Source organism: Undibacterium sp. GrIS 1.8, from assembly GCF_040544445.1.
GTDB lineage: Bacteria > Pseudomonadota > Gammaproteobacteria > Burkholderiales > Burkholderiaceae_D > Undibacterium.
The window spans coordinates 1-15,304 of record NZ_JBEONQ010000069.1; the positions used below are offsets into that span (position 1 = coordinate 1).

Here is a 15,304-nt window from a genome sequence, read left to right on the forward strand (position 1 = left end):
ATCGACCTGCAAGCGCAAAGTGACCAGATGCAGATTCAGGCTAGAGATGAGATCAATATCCTCAGCAGCCATGCACATATTGACTGGGCTGCGGCAAAGAGTATTAGCCTCAGTACCGCTGACGGGGCCAATATTACGATCAAGGATGGCAATATCACTGTGCAGTGTCCGGGGAAGATTCTGGTACAGGCTGGGAACAAGAGCTTGGTGGCGGGGGATAAGTTGGATTATCCATTGCCTGTGATGCCCAAATCGATTTGCGTTGAATGCCTGCTCAAAGCACGCGCCGCCGCCGCTCCCTTTGCACTGAAATAACATGCTCACACATCACCACTTTCAACAGCTATATCTCGATAGCGCACTCGCATCAGTAAGCTCTACCGACGACTGTACTCTCTACGGTCTGGTCGATCATGCCGGCATGCCGGGCTTAGCAAAAAAACTGATCCAGTCCGGACTGGACTGGGTCAGCTTGTTCGATGGTCAACCCGAAGAAGCGGCGCTGTCTGTTGCACCCCTTTTGTTTGTGATTCCTTCCGATCAAACAAATTTACGAAATAATCAGCTATTCGATTGGATCGGTGAACATGGTACGTACACCTCTAGCTTGTCTTTCCTAGCCAGTCCGTTATCACTACAGGACTTAGCACGTGGTTTGCGACTGCGCTTAGATGCGGTATTGCCTGATGAGATGGAAGTGATGCTGCGATTCTTTGATCCGCGCATTCTGGAAGCATTGGTGAGCGTGCTCAGTGATCATCAGAAACAAGCTTTTTTTAGTCTGGCCCGAAGTTGGTGGTTCGTTGATCGTCGTGGGCAATTACAAAGAATTCAAACCAGTTTTAGCGCCACTGACTTCACGGAATCTCTCGCTATTGAATTCCCATTCACACTCACGACAGCGCAAGAAGGCGCATTACTTGATGCCAGTGAGCCTGATCAGGTCGCACAGTTACTACAATCTAATGCACAGGAAGAATATCAGGCACTCCCACTTGATCAGCGTTACGATTTCATTCTGAAGTACAGCGCTGCAGCAAAACAGCTTGGGATTGAGGCACTACATGAACTCGCTCTTTACTGTGCTGTGGCGCTGCTGCAGGGAGAAGCGTTTGCAACGCGAGCAAACTGGAGCCTGGTACTGCAAGCCGTGAAAAACAAGCAGATCAGTCTAACGCAAGCGGTCGCGCATATAGACACCCACACACCAGAGGCAGCATAACGATGCAATCAACACCACACCAAATCAAAACCTGGTATCACTGGCTTTGCACGATGCTATTGGGATTCATGATTGTTAGCATGAGTGCTTGTAACGCTCAAACACAGGATGCAAACGCCCCACAAAACAAGGTCGTACCCAAACCTCCAGTAGGAACGAATATCGGCTTAACCTTAACCGGTTACAACTACACCAACCGTTATATCGATACGTTTGAGGTGAACGGTCAAGGCGGTGGAAACCTATTTGTGAGTGGTCCAAATGGCGGCGGTGGTAAAAGTGTTTGCTGCGTCAACTATGTCACTGGACCAGGAGCCTGGAAGGTCACCGTACGTTGGCAGGCAGACGCTTGCGTTTATAACGACTACACCGACGCCGAGGGCGGTGAACATCACCGCATGCATAGTTATTTTAAAGAAGCCAGAGTCGAGGTCGATCCTAAGGTACCAGACCATCCGGGCTATTTTGAAGTGCATATTTATCCAGATGGTCATGTTGAAGCAGCGATTACCGAAAATGAATCTCCACCTCGTTTGATATTAAGTAAAAACCGCGAAGATAATTCAGAATACCCAAGGTGCCCAAATGGCAAAAAGCCCAAAGAATGATGCGGTCGGTGATACCAAATCACCCGCACTAAGACAAAACGCAGAGAGCTTATTTAGCGGACCGGATCAAGCTGCACGCATCTCTGCGGATGCGGCACCGAAACCGAGTCCGGTTAGCAAGCTTAGCAGCGTGGCTGCGGGTATAAAAAATCAGTCGGGAACAACATCACCGCCAGGCACCTGCGTACAGACCTTATGGTTCAGTTTCTTCTTTGACGGCACGGGCAATAATCTGGATGCGGATGTCGGCACGTTAAAACATAGCAGCGTCGCACGGTTGTTTAGAGCCATGCCAGACAATGACAAAGTCAACGGTAGCTATGCATTTTATATCCCCGGCGTCGCCACTTATTTTAAAGAAGTCGGTGATGAAGGTGGCACGCTTTTGGGTTTCGGTTCTGGCGATATGGGTAAAGAGCGCTTAGCCTGGGCGCTGAAGCAGTTCGATGACACAATGAAGTTTCATATCGCCCGCGCAAATAATCCCGCGAATGCGATTGTAGAAATCAACATAGCGGCTTTTGGTTTTAGTCGCGGTGCGGCATTGGCACGTGCGTTCATTCACCAGTTTGTCGAAGATCGCTGTAAGCAAGACAAGAAGGATACATGGCGGCTGATGCCACAGGGTTATAAGTTACGTGTTCGTTTTATGGGTTTATTTGATAGCGTGGCATCAGTCGGTGCGCCGATGGCAACCAATAACACCAGCAGTGTAGGTGCTGCTATCAACAGCATCAGCTACAAAATCAAAGCAAGGCTCAATGACAGTGACTATGCTGAGACCCGGCCTGAACGTATTGCCTTCGGCAAAAATGCCAAAGCGGGTGCAGACCCTGCTCCGGGTAAATATAACGGCCATAGCAGTTGGGGCAATGACATGCTTATTCCGAGTATGGTGGAAGAAGTCAGGCACTTTGTGGCGGCGCATGAGATCCGTAATTCTTTCCCTCTAGAGAGCATCAGCGTATTGGAGAACGGTCGCATCCAGAAACCCGATCATTTTTTTGAGACGGTATATCCGGGTGTGCATTCGGATGTGGGTGGCAGCTATCGTCCAGGTGAAGGTGGCAAGAGTGATCAGTCTGCACAAAAGTTAGGACTAATTGCTTTAGGCGATATGTACAAGCTAGCTTTGGCAAAAGGCGTGCCGCTATTATCTAAAACTGCATGGAAAAATTTTAATCTAGATGACTTCGACATTGATCCCGTTTTATTAAAAACCTACTCCTACTACTTAAGTAAAGTAGCCGTTCAGCCCACCTTAGGCGCTCTGTTCAACGCCAACATGGGTTTATATTACGCTTGGCGCTTCCGTGCCATTCATCGCAAACAAAAAGGGGATCATGCTGAAGCCGATCACATGGAAAAAAATGACGCGACCTTCAACAGTGATTTGAACGCCTTGGACAAAGAAATCAAGGCGTTAGAACTACAAAACAATATGGCGATTGGTAGCCTCGATCATGCAGAACAACAACGAACTTCCTATATCAACAGCCAATATGGCAATCCTAAAGTGATGGCAAGTCTGGGTAGCTATGATGAAAAAATTGCTGCTGCAAGAAAAGTACAGGCGGAGACCCAAGACAAACTATTACGCGCTAAAGCTAAACGGGATGCCTTGCCTAAGGCAGGTCAGGCTAGTAAGGTTGCTCTGTATGACCAACAATTATTAGCCGATGCCAAAGCAATTTACGACGTCTATAACTACCGCTTTAACCGAGATAAACCTGATCCTGCGATACGTAATGATTTACGCCCCCATTACAAACTAATGATGGCTGCGTACGAGAACGAATATGATCCAGATAAAAAAGGACTCACTGGTTTGAAGGATGAAACCATCATTGCGTTCTTCGATAATTACGTGCATGACTCCCTGGCGGGCTTTGCAAAAGATGCGACCTTGCCATCGGATCCTCGGGTGATTTATTTAGGTGGAAGTGAGAAATACCAATATGCCAAAGTCACACATTCGGAAGAAGTGGATGTTGCGTAGATTGCTTACATGATTTTTACTTTTATTACGCATTAACTATTTACACGACATGACACCCTTATTAGCTAACGAATCTGAAGATTTAAATTACGACCCAAATAATTTGCTGGATACATTGGTCAAACACTTGAACTTAAAGACCGATGTACAGCTGTCTCAGGTATTAGATGTCTCGCCACCCGTGATCAGTAAGGTCCGTCATCGTCGGTTAGCCATTGGTGCCACTTTACTCGTCAGCATGCATGAAGTGAGCGGCTTGAGTATTAAAGAGCTAAGGGAGTTAATGGGTGATCGTCGAGAAAAGTTCAGAGGCTCTTAAAAAGTTATTCAAAGCACCAATCGGCTAGTTACAAAACATCGACGTGGCAACGACAACGACTACTTGCGCGTTCCTGAAAGTAGGAAATACCTATCAGTGGATGGTACCAATGTCCACGTTGACCATTGGTAAAGATCAAACTGTCTTTCTGGGTGAGGATGAAGACGAGGAAATGACCATGTCTATTCCAAGACTTCGCGCTATCCAAATATTAGACACTGCTGAGATAGCTTCTCATCGTACACGGATGATTGCCGGGTTATGCTCCCACACGATATGGTTTGTAAATGGCGGTCTACTCCAGTTTGCTTTCAATCAACGGGATCGAATCATTGGTTTGTCAGCATCCAACCTGGTTCAAACTCTAAGTGCGGATAATGACTTGATATACCGTACGAGGCTTTAAATCACAAGCAACCACCTATGCAGACCAAACACGGCCATTACTCCAGCAAACTGAACTTAATGAGGCTATCGGGCGCTGTCAATAGGCAGTCGACACCATATGACTGAAAGTCCTCGTCAAATATTGTTAAGCTGAAGCCTAACGAAAACATATTTTTAGAATGTAAATATTGTCATCATGAATCTCTACGCATGCGCTTGTAACTACTTAATCATTAAAGATGGAAATCTATGCGTCAAGTAATCAGAAAAAATGGGAAGATTTATGAAGGTCTTTCTTTGAATGGGATAGCAAATCAAATTGCATCATCGCTTCGCTGCTTCCACGAAAACAAAGGTACCTCAAACGACTGTCAACTGACAATTAACCCGCTAGTCAGAGCTTATCACGCTATGATTATTAGGGAGTGGGGTATTGTTTTACCAGCTACACCTTTGGCAAAGGAAACGAGAAACAAAGGGAAATCTGCTATCCGTGAGCATAGAATTCCAACACATGCAGTTGTATGTCTACTCATGTATATTGACCCCAAAGATGATTCCGAGACTGAAACATTTGATATTCGCGTCAAGAAGGTTTTGGATTCGACATTCAAGATGGCCTGGGTCGTTAAAGATGAGCATGAAAAGCTGAACCGCAAGTATATGCATTCTTTACCGATCGACCACGAATCAACGCTTGAGGAACTTGCTATACGGAGATACAAAGAATGCGATGTTCCCGAACCTAATTAGTACAATTTTACAAATTAATCACAGCAATCAACAGGATAATAATTATCGTTTGACAAAATAGTTAACCGAAATCAGCTGATAAAAGACAGAAGGTTAAAAGAATATGGAAACATATGCTAAAAAAATAAAAGTGCTTACGGATGAGATAAATATTTTATTGAGTTGCAACAGACTACTTCGCAACTTGTGGCTATTAAACTTTAGTCCAGAATTATTAAAAGCTATGGAATTAATCTCAGAGCGAACAAAAATCGCTGAAACTGAATTGGATATCGTAATCGAAGCAAATAGTTTAGACGAGTCCGAGTTGATTAAGCAAGGGACTTCAATCGTAAGTAGCACCTTAAAAGTTTAATCAACTTCACTAGATACATATACGGTATTTGTAAAAAAATACTTAATTTAACTTATTCTATGTCAATGATTGGAGAGTGCATTGACCACTCGGTTAAACACTGGGGGTGAGCCGCAGGCCTTTTGCTGTAATAATAAGAGAGGTATGAAATACCTCTCTCTAACCAAGCAATGAAGCACAGCTTCAACAGAGCTAGTGAGAGACAAGATCACAAGAGAATTGAACAAATGAAGAGAGCAAACTAGCTTGGCAGAATGGCCAAGCTTTTATGACGATTTGAAATTATTCAACAAAATCAAAAAAATAAAAGAGTAAGAATAAACGAGGGAGCTGTGGCTCCCTCGATACCGCTTCATACGAACTACATCAGCAATACTTCGAATACCGATATACCAGCCCAAATAATCCAACGACGTCAGGTACACGATTAAACGTGTTCGTCTCCGTCATCAAAGTAAAGGAGTACTCTGATAGATTTTAGTACCAGATGACTAGCACAACCGCAGTATCAGGCTTGCCCAGTTGATTCAGTACAGAGGTTGGGAATAGCTACGCAGAACTCGAAACATCAATTGGAATATCGGCATCCCAGAAAATGACAAAGCCATATATTGTTATATTAGGATCTGAATTAGCAGCCAGCCAAAAATCATAGTTTCATTAACAATTGAAGTCATTTTCATCATCAAGACTACGAATGAGGCAGCCACCGCAGGAACCTATATTTTTCCAATCAAGTACGTAATCGGGCCATCCGTAAATTTGTCCTGGCTCCAGAGCAAGCGTATCTAACCATTCAATAAATCGATTAAAGCTTGGTGCGTTTGAATTGCTTTTATGACCTTGCGTTTGATGGCAAAGGTTTTTTCTAAGGTCATCAGGCAGTGGTATTGCTTTTGCACCGAAGTAGAAAAAATGTTTTGAAATAAGTGCGTTTTTTCCGCTTAAATCTTTATCAACATTAGTGGAGCCATGAACGCCTCTCCGTTGAACAGGTTCGCCAGAGCTATAGTCATAGATGCAATCGCCTAGCCGATCCTGCAAAGACATACTTTGCAATTTTGGAATTCTATGCGGCCATTTATCCAATGCTTGTTCGTCATACTCATTCATTGAGAGAACGTCGTCGACGCGCATGGCATAAACCAAACAACCACTTAAATCACCACTCGGCGCGTTCTTAGAGCCCAGACCTGCTATCCAGTCTCCTACTTGCGCCACTCGCCGGATGCTTGGTTTGCAAATTGTCAGAGTGCACATCCCAAAAAATGGATTTGGCGCAGCTCCGTCATCGTATGGAATGGTGTAAGTGAAAAGTCGTTGCATATGATTTCCAAGGTGAAGAATAGGTGTTATGACCAGGCTTAACGAGACAAGATCGCTCAATTTAGAGATTGAGCTTAATCAAGCGATGCTTTTTCGTAGCCTAATTTATAACACATGGCAGGAAAGATTATTGTTATCGACATGAACTTACTCTCAACAAAATATGGTTCGTCTGGCGATCTTTATTTCTAATCAAAACAAACGGGGGAGCCATAACTCCCTCGATATCACCCTCTCCTACTCGCTGCATTAGTCATCTCAATCCTAACGCCTCCAACATTAATACTAGGACAAATAATCCAACAACCTAGGGTGCAGGATTAAACGTATTCGCACCCGTCATCAAAGTCACACTGCTAATCGAACAAGTTTTAGTATCGGATGAAATTACTGGTAAGTCCATTGTGTCAGTTTTACCTAATTCAAACGGTGTACACCAATTTCCAGTTTGTGGATTAGCGAGCGTAATCGTGATGTTGCTGAAAGTGACTGGGGCTTTCAATCCAGTACTCTTACCATGCTCCTCTACATAGAACTCCGCTACATTCTGAGGCTGACCTTTCATGTCCATGGCAAAGTTCACCGAAGCACCTGTAGTCGCGTTCACAATCGTTTGTGTCCAAACACCATTCGATAATGCCATAGTTAATTTCAGCTTGTCACCCACAGCCACTGACATGACATTACCGCCATGGCAGCCATCGGCATTACTAAAGTAATAACCTTCAATCCACCACGTGCCGTAATTTGCTTGCTCTGGCGTTGTCGGTGCACAGCCTACACCACCCCAAACTAGAATCGGCTGTAATACTCCGTTTCCTACACTTCCATTGGTCGTGGTGACTCCTTGTGATTGCAAGCCTGGCCAGACTGCCAGTACACCGACTGCATCAGGTTTAGCCGGTACGATCACTTCCGACGTGAAGGACACTATCTGGTTCGTCGTCGGAATGTTGATCACCATGCTGCCGTCGTTTTGACGGTAGATAGGATTTGTAACATTTACCGTAACGCTGGTATTTGCAGAAACACCGCCATCAGTCGTAACCGTTAAGACAATCGGATAAACACCGTCTTTTGCATACGCGTGGGTGATAGTGGGTGTAGTTGACGTACCGGTCAATCCATCACCCCAAGCCACTGCATACGATACGATCTTACCGGCACTGGTAGTGCTCACCGATGCATCCAGCGTCACGACCGCCTGAGGGCCGTTAGTCGTTGTTGTAGAGCGAAACTGCGATACGACACTCACCACTGGTGTGCCTGGTGTTGCTGGAGTTGTTGCGGAAGAACTGGCATTAGATCCACTCCCTCCGCTGCTACCACCGCCACAAGCAGCCAGTAATAAAGTGAGTGAAGTGAAGACTGCATAAGTAGCGTTAGTCGTAACGCGAGATAAATAAAATCGTTTCATGAGATGGTATTAATTGAATAATGAAAAGAAAAAGAGGGATGGGTAAAAAATGAAAAAAAGAAATAAACGAGACATAAAAAAATGGAAGCAAGTGCTGCTTCCATTCTTCAAAGAATATGTAAAGACTCAGCTACCATTACCGATCGCTGCGAGTAGCGCACAAATACCAAGCACCAAGCCCGTAATCGCCATCCATCGCCCCAGTCTTTTTTGGATAAGAGAAATAACAGCAAATAGGATAGGGACTAAGCCAAACATCACTACACCGACTACCGTGTCCTTATCCCATTGTTCCGGCACCGATATCGCCATCAGCGTTACAACAAGGCCTGTGATCAACGAGGTCAATGAGGTCCAGTGAAATTTCGCGCTACCTGAGTCCTCAATACTCGGTTGAGGTACAACGTTATTGAATACCGGAACATGCCCTTGAACAGCACCACAATGTGGACAGGTAGGTGCAGTTTCATGAATTTCTTTGGCACAGCCGCGACAAAACATCATTCCCATAGAATCCTCATTTAATTGGTGGAGTAGTTGCTGTTGCTTTACCCATCTTGATGTAGATGACCAAGGAGCGAACTGCGACAAAGATCAATACTGGTCCCTGGATGTCATAGAGCTTCATTAGCATCAATAGAAATGCGACTGATGCAGCGGCGACGAGTAATTGCCAATCCAGTTTTTTAGTCCCTATAAAGTCATTCTTTTTATGGGCTAACAAAAGCCGTACACTCAAACCGAAGCTCACCCCAGTCGCTATACCGATTAAAGGAATCGCCGCTGTGGTGTAGAGCAGAATGACCGCTATCGTTGCGGCAATGATTAAACCTAAGTGAAACTTCTTATTGATGTCAGCCTTTACGAATGCTGCACTCAGTGAACTGACTGAGGATGCTGAGACTGGAGGATTAACGTTCGTATGAGACTGAGATGCAGCATTAGGGGTGGCGATAGTGACTTGCTGTAAGCATCCACATTGCGGGCAACTTGGTGCCGTCTCATGAATTTCTTTAGCACAGCCGCGACAATAAACCATGGTCATAGGTATTCCTTTCGTAAAAGATCTGCCGATCGTGGTCATTTCACCTAGATGAGGCAGATTCAGATTGTTGCTAACGCATCACTAAAGAGCGTTAAAAGAGGTTGATCAAAATAGATAAAAAAAAGTAGTCAGTAAATAAGTCAATACGTGGGAAGTTAAAAGAGCAACCTATCGATAGGGACAATTTGGAACGAGTCGCTATTTGAAATTAAGCTATCTAATAACGATGTGTCTAATTCATTAGGCGTGTACTGCTTGAAATCGATGGACATGGTTTCCTTTCTGAAATTGGTCGCAGATTGATGGATATGTTGGTCCTGATATAACGATCCAGCGGATCGGCAATTCACAACACATCCTTCAGTTGATAAATCAAAATTAATTTCTACAAGATAATTTTAATAATTGTAATTCAAAACATCACAATGTAACTTTAAAGTTACTATTTTAATGCCCTCCATGGATTGATCATTACGTTGGTACGTAAAAGGTCACAAATGGATAAAATTCAAACAACCACTTTTGTAAAAGCAATTGGAAAAGCCATTTCAATGAAACGCGCTTCCTCTGGCTTGTCGCAAGAAAAAGTGGCCGAATTACTAGGGATCAGTCGAGAAGCCGTTTCCAGAATGGAAACAGGCGTGGCAATTCCTACTGTCGTGCGGTTGGCAGAATTAGCAGAGATTTTTGATTGTGGAATTGAAGAATTATTAATCGAAGCATCCAATCGGCAATTGGATCAAGCACGTCAAATTACTGATCTGCTCAGTGGTGTCACCGATCAACATCGAGCGATGCTGCTAAACGTGATGAAGCAATTGATCGACGGCTTCTCAAAAAATAAATCAAACTAAAAACTAACTAGCTAAATCGCATTGTTAGGATGAAGTTTTTGTCTGTTGAGTTTATCGATGAGGCTCAGCTTAACTTTGCCAGATTTGGGTAACGTCGCACAATTGGTGTCGTCCACCAAGGCAACTTCCCCAATGATTGGTTGGCTGGTATCGTCATCGATATCAGTCCCCCCGTCTGCCACCGGAAAGAACTCCAAAACTATCTCTAGGATTTCCTCCGCATTCTCCTCAAACGCGCCATTTCCAAATCCCACTCGCGCAGCTACGTCCAATGCAGTTTGGTCATAACCACTCTCTTTGCGTTGTTGATCTAGTTGTCTAGCCTCGGCAATGGTCTGTTCGATGGTCTTACCATCTCTCACGGTTAGATCGACATAGAAGATCGCAGACCGATGGCTCATGGTGGTGCTCTTTCCTCTGAGTTTTAACTCTAGTGGCAGACAAGCCAGCAAGTTACCTGAGACAGCCTGGTAGTAATGCAGTCTCGCAGCTAAGGTACGAATGCTGTTATAGCCCGTGGTTCTGAAGATAAAGCTCCCCAAGGCATCCTCGTCACCGATGCTGATATTCAATCTGCCATAGGGTTTGCATAGACCGCCTTGTGCCAGTTCACACTCGTCTGGTGAGGGACAAGGTAAGCTTTGCATACCAGTGTCGGTGTAGCGACGGCAAGACTCACCATTGCCCACACATAGTGGACGTCCTGATTGACGATCGAACAGACAGTAGTTCGCTCGTAAGTTCAGGTCAGGATCATTGAATAGCAATTTGACGGGAATGGATCGTAGTTTGCCATTCGCTGTTTGATTGCGTAGTTCGGTATCTAGTGGATGGACTACCCATCCATCGCGGTTTTGTACTTGTGAAGTGATCGTGAACTGATCATCCTTTTCTGGTAAGCGTTTGCCATTCTTTTCTACTACCTTACCAATACTGATACGGCCTAGCACGGGTGGGGTGATGCTGAGTCCTTTAATCATGGTGGTGTCCTTTGTTATTGATATTGTTATTGATATTGTTATTACTGCTGGTATTTGCTGATGTGTTCTCTATGATCAGAAAGCGCCGACTCCCTGGCTTATTTCGTGGATAGCGTTCCAGAAGATCTGGCTGATCTTCGAGTAGCTTCTCCAGATCAATCTTCTGACTTTCTTTACTGCGTTTGAAACTCACGCTGCCCGTTTCAAATACGGCTCTGCTGGCATGACCCATGCGTTGCTGAATACGTTGTTTGAGTAAGGCTTCGAGTTCTTCACGTTGTGCGATATCAGCGCGCAGATTGACCAGATCAGCGAAGGTGGCGGACATCTCGGTGTCGTAGGTGAAGTTGATGCTGTGTACTTGATCGTCTGGATATAGGGCGCGTAAGGCAATATCCGCCGACTCGGAACCATCTGCCGGTGGTGGAGTATCGATTTCGACGTAGTGCCAGAAGTGACGTTCGAGCTGGATTAGGCGTTCAATCAGCGCATCGTCTCTGGTAATACGGTAAATACGAATCTCTTGTCCACAGATCAGGACACAGACATCCGCAGCAGCCTTACCAGTGACGGCCAGTTGATGCTGAACCTGACAGACGATGTAATCCGGTACGCCATCACGCCATAAGCTGGCACCAAATTCACCAGCGGTTTTACACTCCAGTAATTGCACGTCTCTGACACCCATGACTTCTCTGTCGATATTAGCGAGCATCCAGAACTTATCCGGATCAGGATGCTGGAGTACCGCATTGATCTTGCGTACGCGGTTACCGGTGCGGCGGGTGTAATGCGCAGCAACGATGGGTTCCAACAGACTGCCCCAGTACATGGGACTGGTTTCATCATTCGGATCGATCTAGGGGAGATTGTCATCTCGTCCAGTTTTAATCATCCAGAGTTCAAGCTGGGATTGGTAGGGATTTAAACCGACGGCAGCACCGGCATCACTGCTGCCGATACCGCCTTTGCGGACATCTAACCAGGCTTCTCGGCTCAAGTTCTTTGTTGTGACGAGTTTCAGGGCGGGACGAGTTGTCTTTGTTGGATTATTGGGATGAACGGGATTACTTACATTGTTGATTTTATCGAAGGGAGTCATTTAATCGTCCTGACATAAAAAAAGCCTGGCTGAATGCATGAACCATTCGTGGATTATTCACGATGGGTTCACACAGTCAGTCAGGCAAGGGAGCGACGTTATCAGTTTAGTGTGCCCATAACGCCAAAAGACACTGGTGGATTTACTTCAATTGCTTCAGCGATGAATAGAATTTTTTATCGCTTACATTCTCTTTTTAAGAGATTGTGGTTTTCTTCACCTTGCTATTTACGCCACCAGTAATAAAGCCTGTTCCAGTGCTTTGGCCTTAAGACTGGCACCTTGACCGAACCAGGCAGATTCCAGACGATGGTCTTTACTTCTGGCACGGCGTTCATGGTCGACGTATTCCGTGACGCTATTCAAGAGTCCAAAGGCAGTGGTTTTACTGGAGGCGAGTTCAGCACCTTTGCCTTGTCCGTCATACAGGCTTTGTACCTTCTTGATGGCGCGTTCATGACTGAAGCCTGCGGTGGGATTGGTCTGCTTCGTTTGATTTATCTGATTCATCTGATTCATCTGATTAGGCTGATCATTAAACACACGCAGGAAGTAGTTCATGGCTTCATGGTCTTTGACCCGTCGGGCGGAGAGGATTTTCATGTGATACATGAAGCTGTCCCAGGAGGAGACGGAGATGCCTAGTTGTCTCTTCACCGCACTGGGATCGAACATAGTGCTGTGGGGTACCTTGATGGCTCCTTTACTGTTCGCTAGTGCAATCGATAAGGTGTTATTACAGACGACCCGGATACTGGTGAATTGGGCGGTGGTGGCTAACGTACCGTCACAGGCGGTGGCGAGCAGGAGATAACCATTCATGCTGTCATTGCCTTTAAGGGTGGTGCTTTGTCCGGTTTTAGCGAGTGCCCAGATCTTTCTGCCGTGTTTCAATACACCGGCGGATTCAAGTTCAAAGCCGGAGATATCAGTGAGGTCACGGTAGAACTCTAGGATTTCTTTGGGTTGGACTACCTGATAGCGATTCGAGACTACCGATAAAGGCGCTTGAGTATCCGAGCGATACAACACCTTTTGTTCAGGGAAGGACATGATGGCGCCGAGTGGTCCGGCGGAGTCGGTCATGTAACGTACCGGAGTTTCTACAATCGTAAAATCTAATCCGGCTTGTTGTGCCCAGACGTCGATGGGTTGTCTGGCGGTGAGCTGGTTGCCTAGACCATGCCAGGGAATGGCGCCTTGGTAGGCCATGGTGTCGATGAGGTGAGACATGGGGTGTTTCCTTTGCTTTAGTAAGAGTGAGACGTGACAAGGCCGCTGTCGTGTAACAGCTGGCGGTGCTCGTACGGTGTTGTTGTGGTGTTGTTGGAGTTCGTGAAATTACTGCGAAGGTAATACCGAGGGTGATTCAGGCTAAACGGTGGTCATGTCTTGGATACCCTGGATGCAGCTCTTGATCAAAGCCACTCTCTTGAGCTTCATCGAATTCATCGTCTATCGCAAACCCATAATGTGGATGTTGCTGAAATGGATGTTGATTTACTGGATGGTGATTGGACGATGCGGGAGGGTGAAACGGTGGTTTGCCAGAGGATGGTGCTGAGTGTGAGGAGTGAGACGTAGAGGGTGAATGCACAGAAGATCGACCAAAGGGATTAAACATCGGAAAGAAGGATTCGTCTGTTTCCTCTGCTGGGTGATCACTTGCGTCATAGAGGGTTGTGTTAACTGTTTGTTGACTAAAGTGATAGTCACATTCCAGACAATGGTAGTTATCTAAAATCGTCTCATCGACCATTTCACCGAACTTGGCACCCGCTGTACAGCCTGCGGTGCCACCGACTAGGCCACCGATGATGGCTCCTGCAATACTGCCGATGACGGAACCGATTGGACCCGCGATAAGTCCTGCAGTGAGACCGGCAGTCACGCCAGTAGCAGCGCCAAGCTCGGCACCAGTCACAACACCTGCTGCGCCAAACACGACACCAGCGACGGTACCGATGGTGCCTCCGGTCTTTTTAGCGTAGTTCTTGGTATCGATCCGGTCTGACTGGCATTTAGGACAAAGTGTGATCATGGATCAATCCTTCTCCGTTGAGTGCGAGGGTGATGGTGCCGTAGTCAGCGCCGCACTGGTTATTAACGATGCAATGATCAATGCCAAACCCATTCCACAATCCATGTCGACACTCATGTCTTTTTACGGCATAAAAGCTGGTGCGTTGGGCGATGTGATGACGGGCTTCGTCAAAGACCGGTACCTCTTTTATTTGTGGTTGTGTAGCGAGTTCTGCTTGTACTTCTGCTCGCGCCTCTCGCCTGGCATCGCGCTTAATTTTATCGATGTATTTGATCAGGCTGATGGTGGAAATGACACCGGTGGCAAATACGAGAGCGAATGCAGCGAGGCTGTCTAAGGGGGAGTTGTGGTTTCCCATGGGGGTTCCTTAAAGAGTGAATGAAGGTTGAGTTAAACCTGAGTTAAGAGTGAATTAAGAGTGAGTTAAAAAAAGAAGGATTACTGGTTTGATTTACCAGCATTGAAGAAGCTGAAATAGCAGAGGTGATGGGGGTTGCAACGGTGAAGGGGATGGTGAATCTGGGCTGGATGGATCGCCCTTGTTGAGATGAGATTGTATTGGCGGGGTGTGGGATGGGGTGTCAGTTAGGGCGGGATGTTTGTTTGGATCACAGTGCCGGTGGAGCAGAAATACTGTTGTACCGCTGATGGTGCTCATTGCGATGGTGAGGATCAATAAAGTTGCTTGGGTCATTGGTTTCCTTTGGGGTGTTAGGCGTCCGTAATGGCTTGATCATGCTGTTTCCATTGCTGGCCGCACGTGGTTTGAATTTGAGTCATAAGGTAGCCTTATTCTCAGTAAGCGTCCAACGCTACCATCTATGAACAGCAAATAATTTCATGCACTGTCCAGACTGGATCATTTTGGAGAGCAAAGTATGTCAAGAATCAAA

17 protein-coding genes and 1 pseudogene are annotated in these 15,304 nt (G+C 45.8%); 8 read left to right on the top strand and 10 right to left on the bottom strand.

All coding sequences use genetic code 11. The annotated features are described in order from the left end of the window. The 7 genes from AAKU64_RS20555 to AAKU64_RS20585 form a co-directional block, all read left to right on the top strand. On the top strand, positions 1 to 315 hold a 315-nt coding region (locus tag AAKU64_RS20555; protein ID WP_354362858.1), incomplete at its 5' end, for a DUF2345 domain-containing protein. 1 nt (position 316) lies between these two features. Continuing rightward, positions 317 to 1,222, top strand: coding sequence for a DUF4123 domain-containing protein (locus tag AAKU64_RS20560; RefSeq protein WP_354362859.1), 906 nt, complete (start codon positions 317 to 319; stop codon positions 1,220 to 1,222). A gap of 2 nt (positions 1,223 to 1,224) precedes the next feature. Next, entirely contained in the window at positions 1,225 to 1,830 is a 606-nt protein-coding gene (locus tag AAKU64_RS20565; RefSeq protein ID WP_354362861.1) for a DUF3304 domain-containing protein, read from the top strand. Beyond that, positions 1,808 to 3,829 (top strand): T6SS phospholipase effector Tle1-like catalytic domain-containing protein, encoded by a 2,022-nt coding sequence (locus AAKU64_RS20570; RefSeq protein WP_354362863.1) that lies wholly within the window; start codon positions 1,808 to 1,810, stop codon positions 3,827 to 3,829. The genes AAKU64_RS20565 and AAKU64_RS20570 overlap by 23 nt, the downstream gene beginning before the upstream one ends. A gap of 49 nt (positions 3,830 to 3,878) precedes the next feature. Continuing rightward, positions 3,879 to 4,148 (top strand): hypothetical protein, encoded by a 270-nt coding sequence (locus AAKU64_RS20575; protein WP_354362864.1) that lies wholly within the window; start codon positions 3,879 to 3,881, stop codon positions 4,146 to 4,148. A 636-nt stretch (positions 4,149 to 4,784) separates the two neighbouring features. Further along, positions 4,785 to 5,288 (top strand): hypothetical protein, encoded by a 504-nt coding sequence (locus AAKU64_RS20580; protein ID WP_354362866.1) that lies wholly within the window; start codon positions 4,785 to 4,787, stop codon positions 5,286 to 5,288. Between the two features lie 103 nt (positions 5,289 to 5,391). After that, complete coding sequence (locus tag AAKU64_RS20585) at positions 5,392 to 5,643, top strand: hypothetical protein (protein WP_354362867.1); 252 nt, start codon at positions 5,392 to 5,394, stop codon at positions 5,641 to 5,643. A 660-nt stretch (positions 5,644 to 6,303) separates the two neighbouring features. Here the strand turns inward: AAKU64_RS20585 and AAKU64_RS20590 are convergent. From AAKU64_RS20590 to AAKU64_RS20605, 4 genes are all read right to left on the bottom strand, one after another. Continuing rightward, the gene (locus tag AAKU64_RS20590; RefSeq protein ID WP_354362868.1) at positions 6,304 to 6,969 is read right to left on the bottom strand and encodes an Nmad2 family putative nucleotide modification protein; all 666 of its coding nucleotides are present in this window, start codon (positions 6,967 to 6,969) and stop codon (positions 6,304 to 6,306) included. 307 nt (positions 6,970 to 7,276) lie between these two features. Next, a complete protein-coding gene (locus AAKU64_RS20595) occupies positions 7,277 to 8,386 on the bottom strand; it encodes a PKD domain-containing protein (RefSeq protein WP_354362870.1) in 1,110 nt (369 codons plus the stop codon). Positions 8,387 to 8,512: 126 nt separating this feature from the next. Beyond that, positions 8,513 to 8,896 (bottom strand): hypothetical protein, encoded by a 384-nt coding sequence (locus tag AAKU64_RS20600; protein WP_354362871.1) that lies wholly within the window; start codon positions 8,894 to 8,896, stop codon positions 8,513 to 8,515. 7 nt (positions 8,897 to 8,903) lie between these two features. Continuing rightward, positions 8,904 to 9,431 carry a hypothetical protein gene (locus AAKU64_RS20605; protein WP_354362872.1) on the bottom strand — a complete coding sequence of 176 codons (528 nt, stop codon included), beginning with the start codon at positions 9,429 to 9,431 and terminating at the stop codon, positions 8,904 to 8,906. Between the two features lie 497 nt (positions 9,432 to 9,928). Here AAKU64_RS20605 and AAKU64_RS20610 point away from each other — a divergent pair, with 497 nt between their 5' ends. Further along, the gene (locus AAKU64_RS20610) at positions 9,929 to 10,285 is read left to right on the top strand and encodes a helix-turn-helix domain-containing protein (RefSeq protein WP_354362873.1); all 357 of its coding nucleotides are present in this window, start codon (positions 9,929 to 9,931) and stop codon (positions 10,283 to 10,285) included. Between the two features lie 11 nt (positions 10,286 to 10,296). Here AAKU64_RS20610 and AAKU64_RS20615 read toward each other — a convergent pair whose 3' ends face one another. From AAKU64_RS20615 to AAKU64_RS20640, 6 genes and pseudogenes are all read right to left on the bottom strand, one after another. Continuing rightward, positions 10,297 to 11,265: a recombination directionality factor gene (locus AAKU64_RS20615; protein ID WP_354362875.1), complete on the bottom strand. Its 969-nt coding sequence runs from the start codon at positions 11,263 to 11,265 to the stop codon at positions 10,297 to 10,299. Continuing rightward, positions 11,258 to 12,367, bottom strand: a pseudogene (locus AAKU64_RS20620) (YqaJ viral recombinase family nuclease). Before AAKU64_RS20620 ends, AAKU64_RS20615 begins: the two are co-directional and overlap by 8 nt. A gap of 228 nt (positions 12,368 to 12,595) precedes the next feature. Further along, positions 12,596 to 13,600, bottom strand: a complete 1,005-nt coding sequence (locus AAKU64_RS20625) for a DUF932 domain-containing protein (RefSeq protein ID WP_354362877.1) — start codon at positions 13,598 to 13,600, stop codon at positions 12,596 to 12,598. A gap of 136 nt (positions 13,601 to 13,736) precedes the next feature. Further along, entirely contained in the window at positions 13,737 to 14,408 is a 672-nt protein-coding gene (locus AAKU64_RS20630; RefSeq protein WP_354362879.1) for a hypothetical protein, read from the bottom strand. Continuing rightward, positions 14,389 to 14,769 (bottom strand): hypothetical protein, encoded by a 381-nt coding sequence (locus AAKU64_RS20635; RefSeq protein WP_354362881.1) that lies wholly within the window; start codon positions 14,767 to 14,769, stop codon positions 14,389 to 14,391. Before AAKU64_RS20635 ends, AAKU64_RS20630 begins: the two co-directional genes overlap by 20 nt. Before the next feature lie 250 nt (positions 14,770 to 15,019). After that, positions 15,020 to 15,148: a hypothetical protein gene (locus tag AAKU64_RS20640; protein WP_354362883.1), complete on the bottom strand. Its 129-nt coding sequence runs from the start codon at positions 15,146 to 15,148 to the stop codon at positions 15,020 to 15,022. Between the last annotated feature and the right edge of the window lie 156 nt (positions 15,149 to 15,304).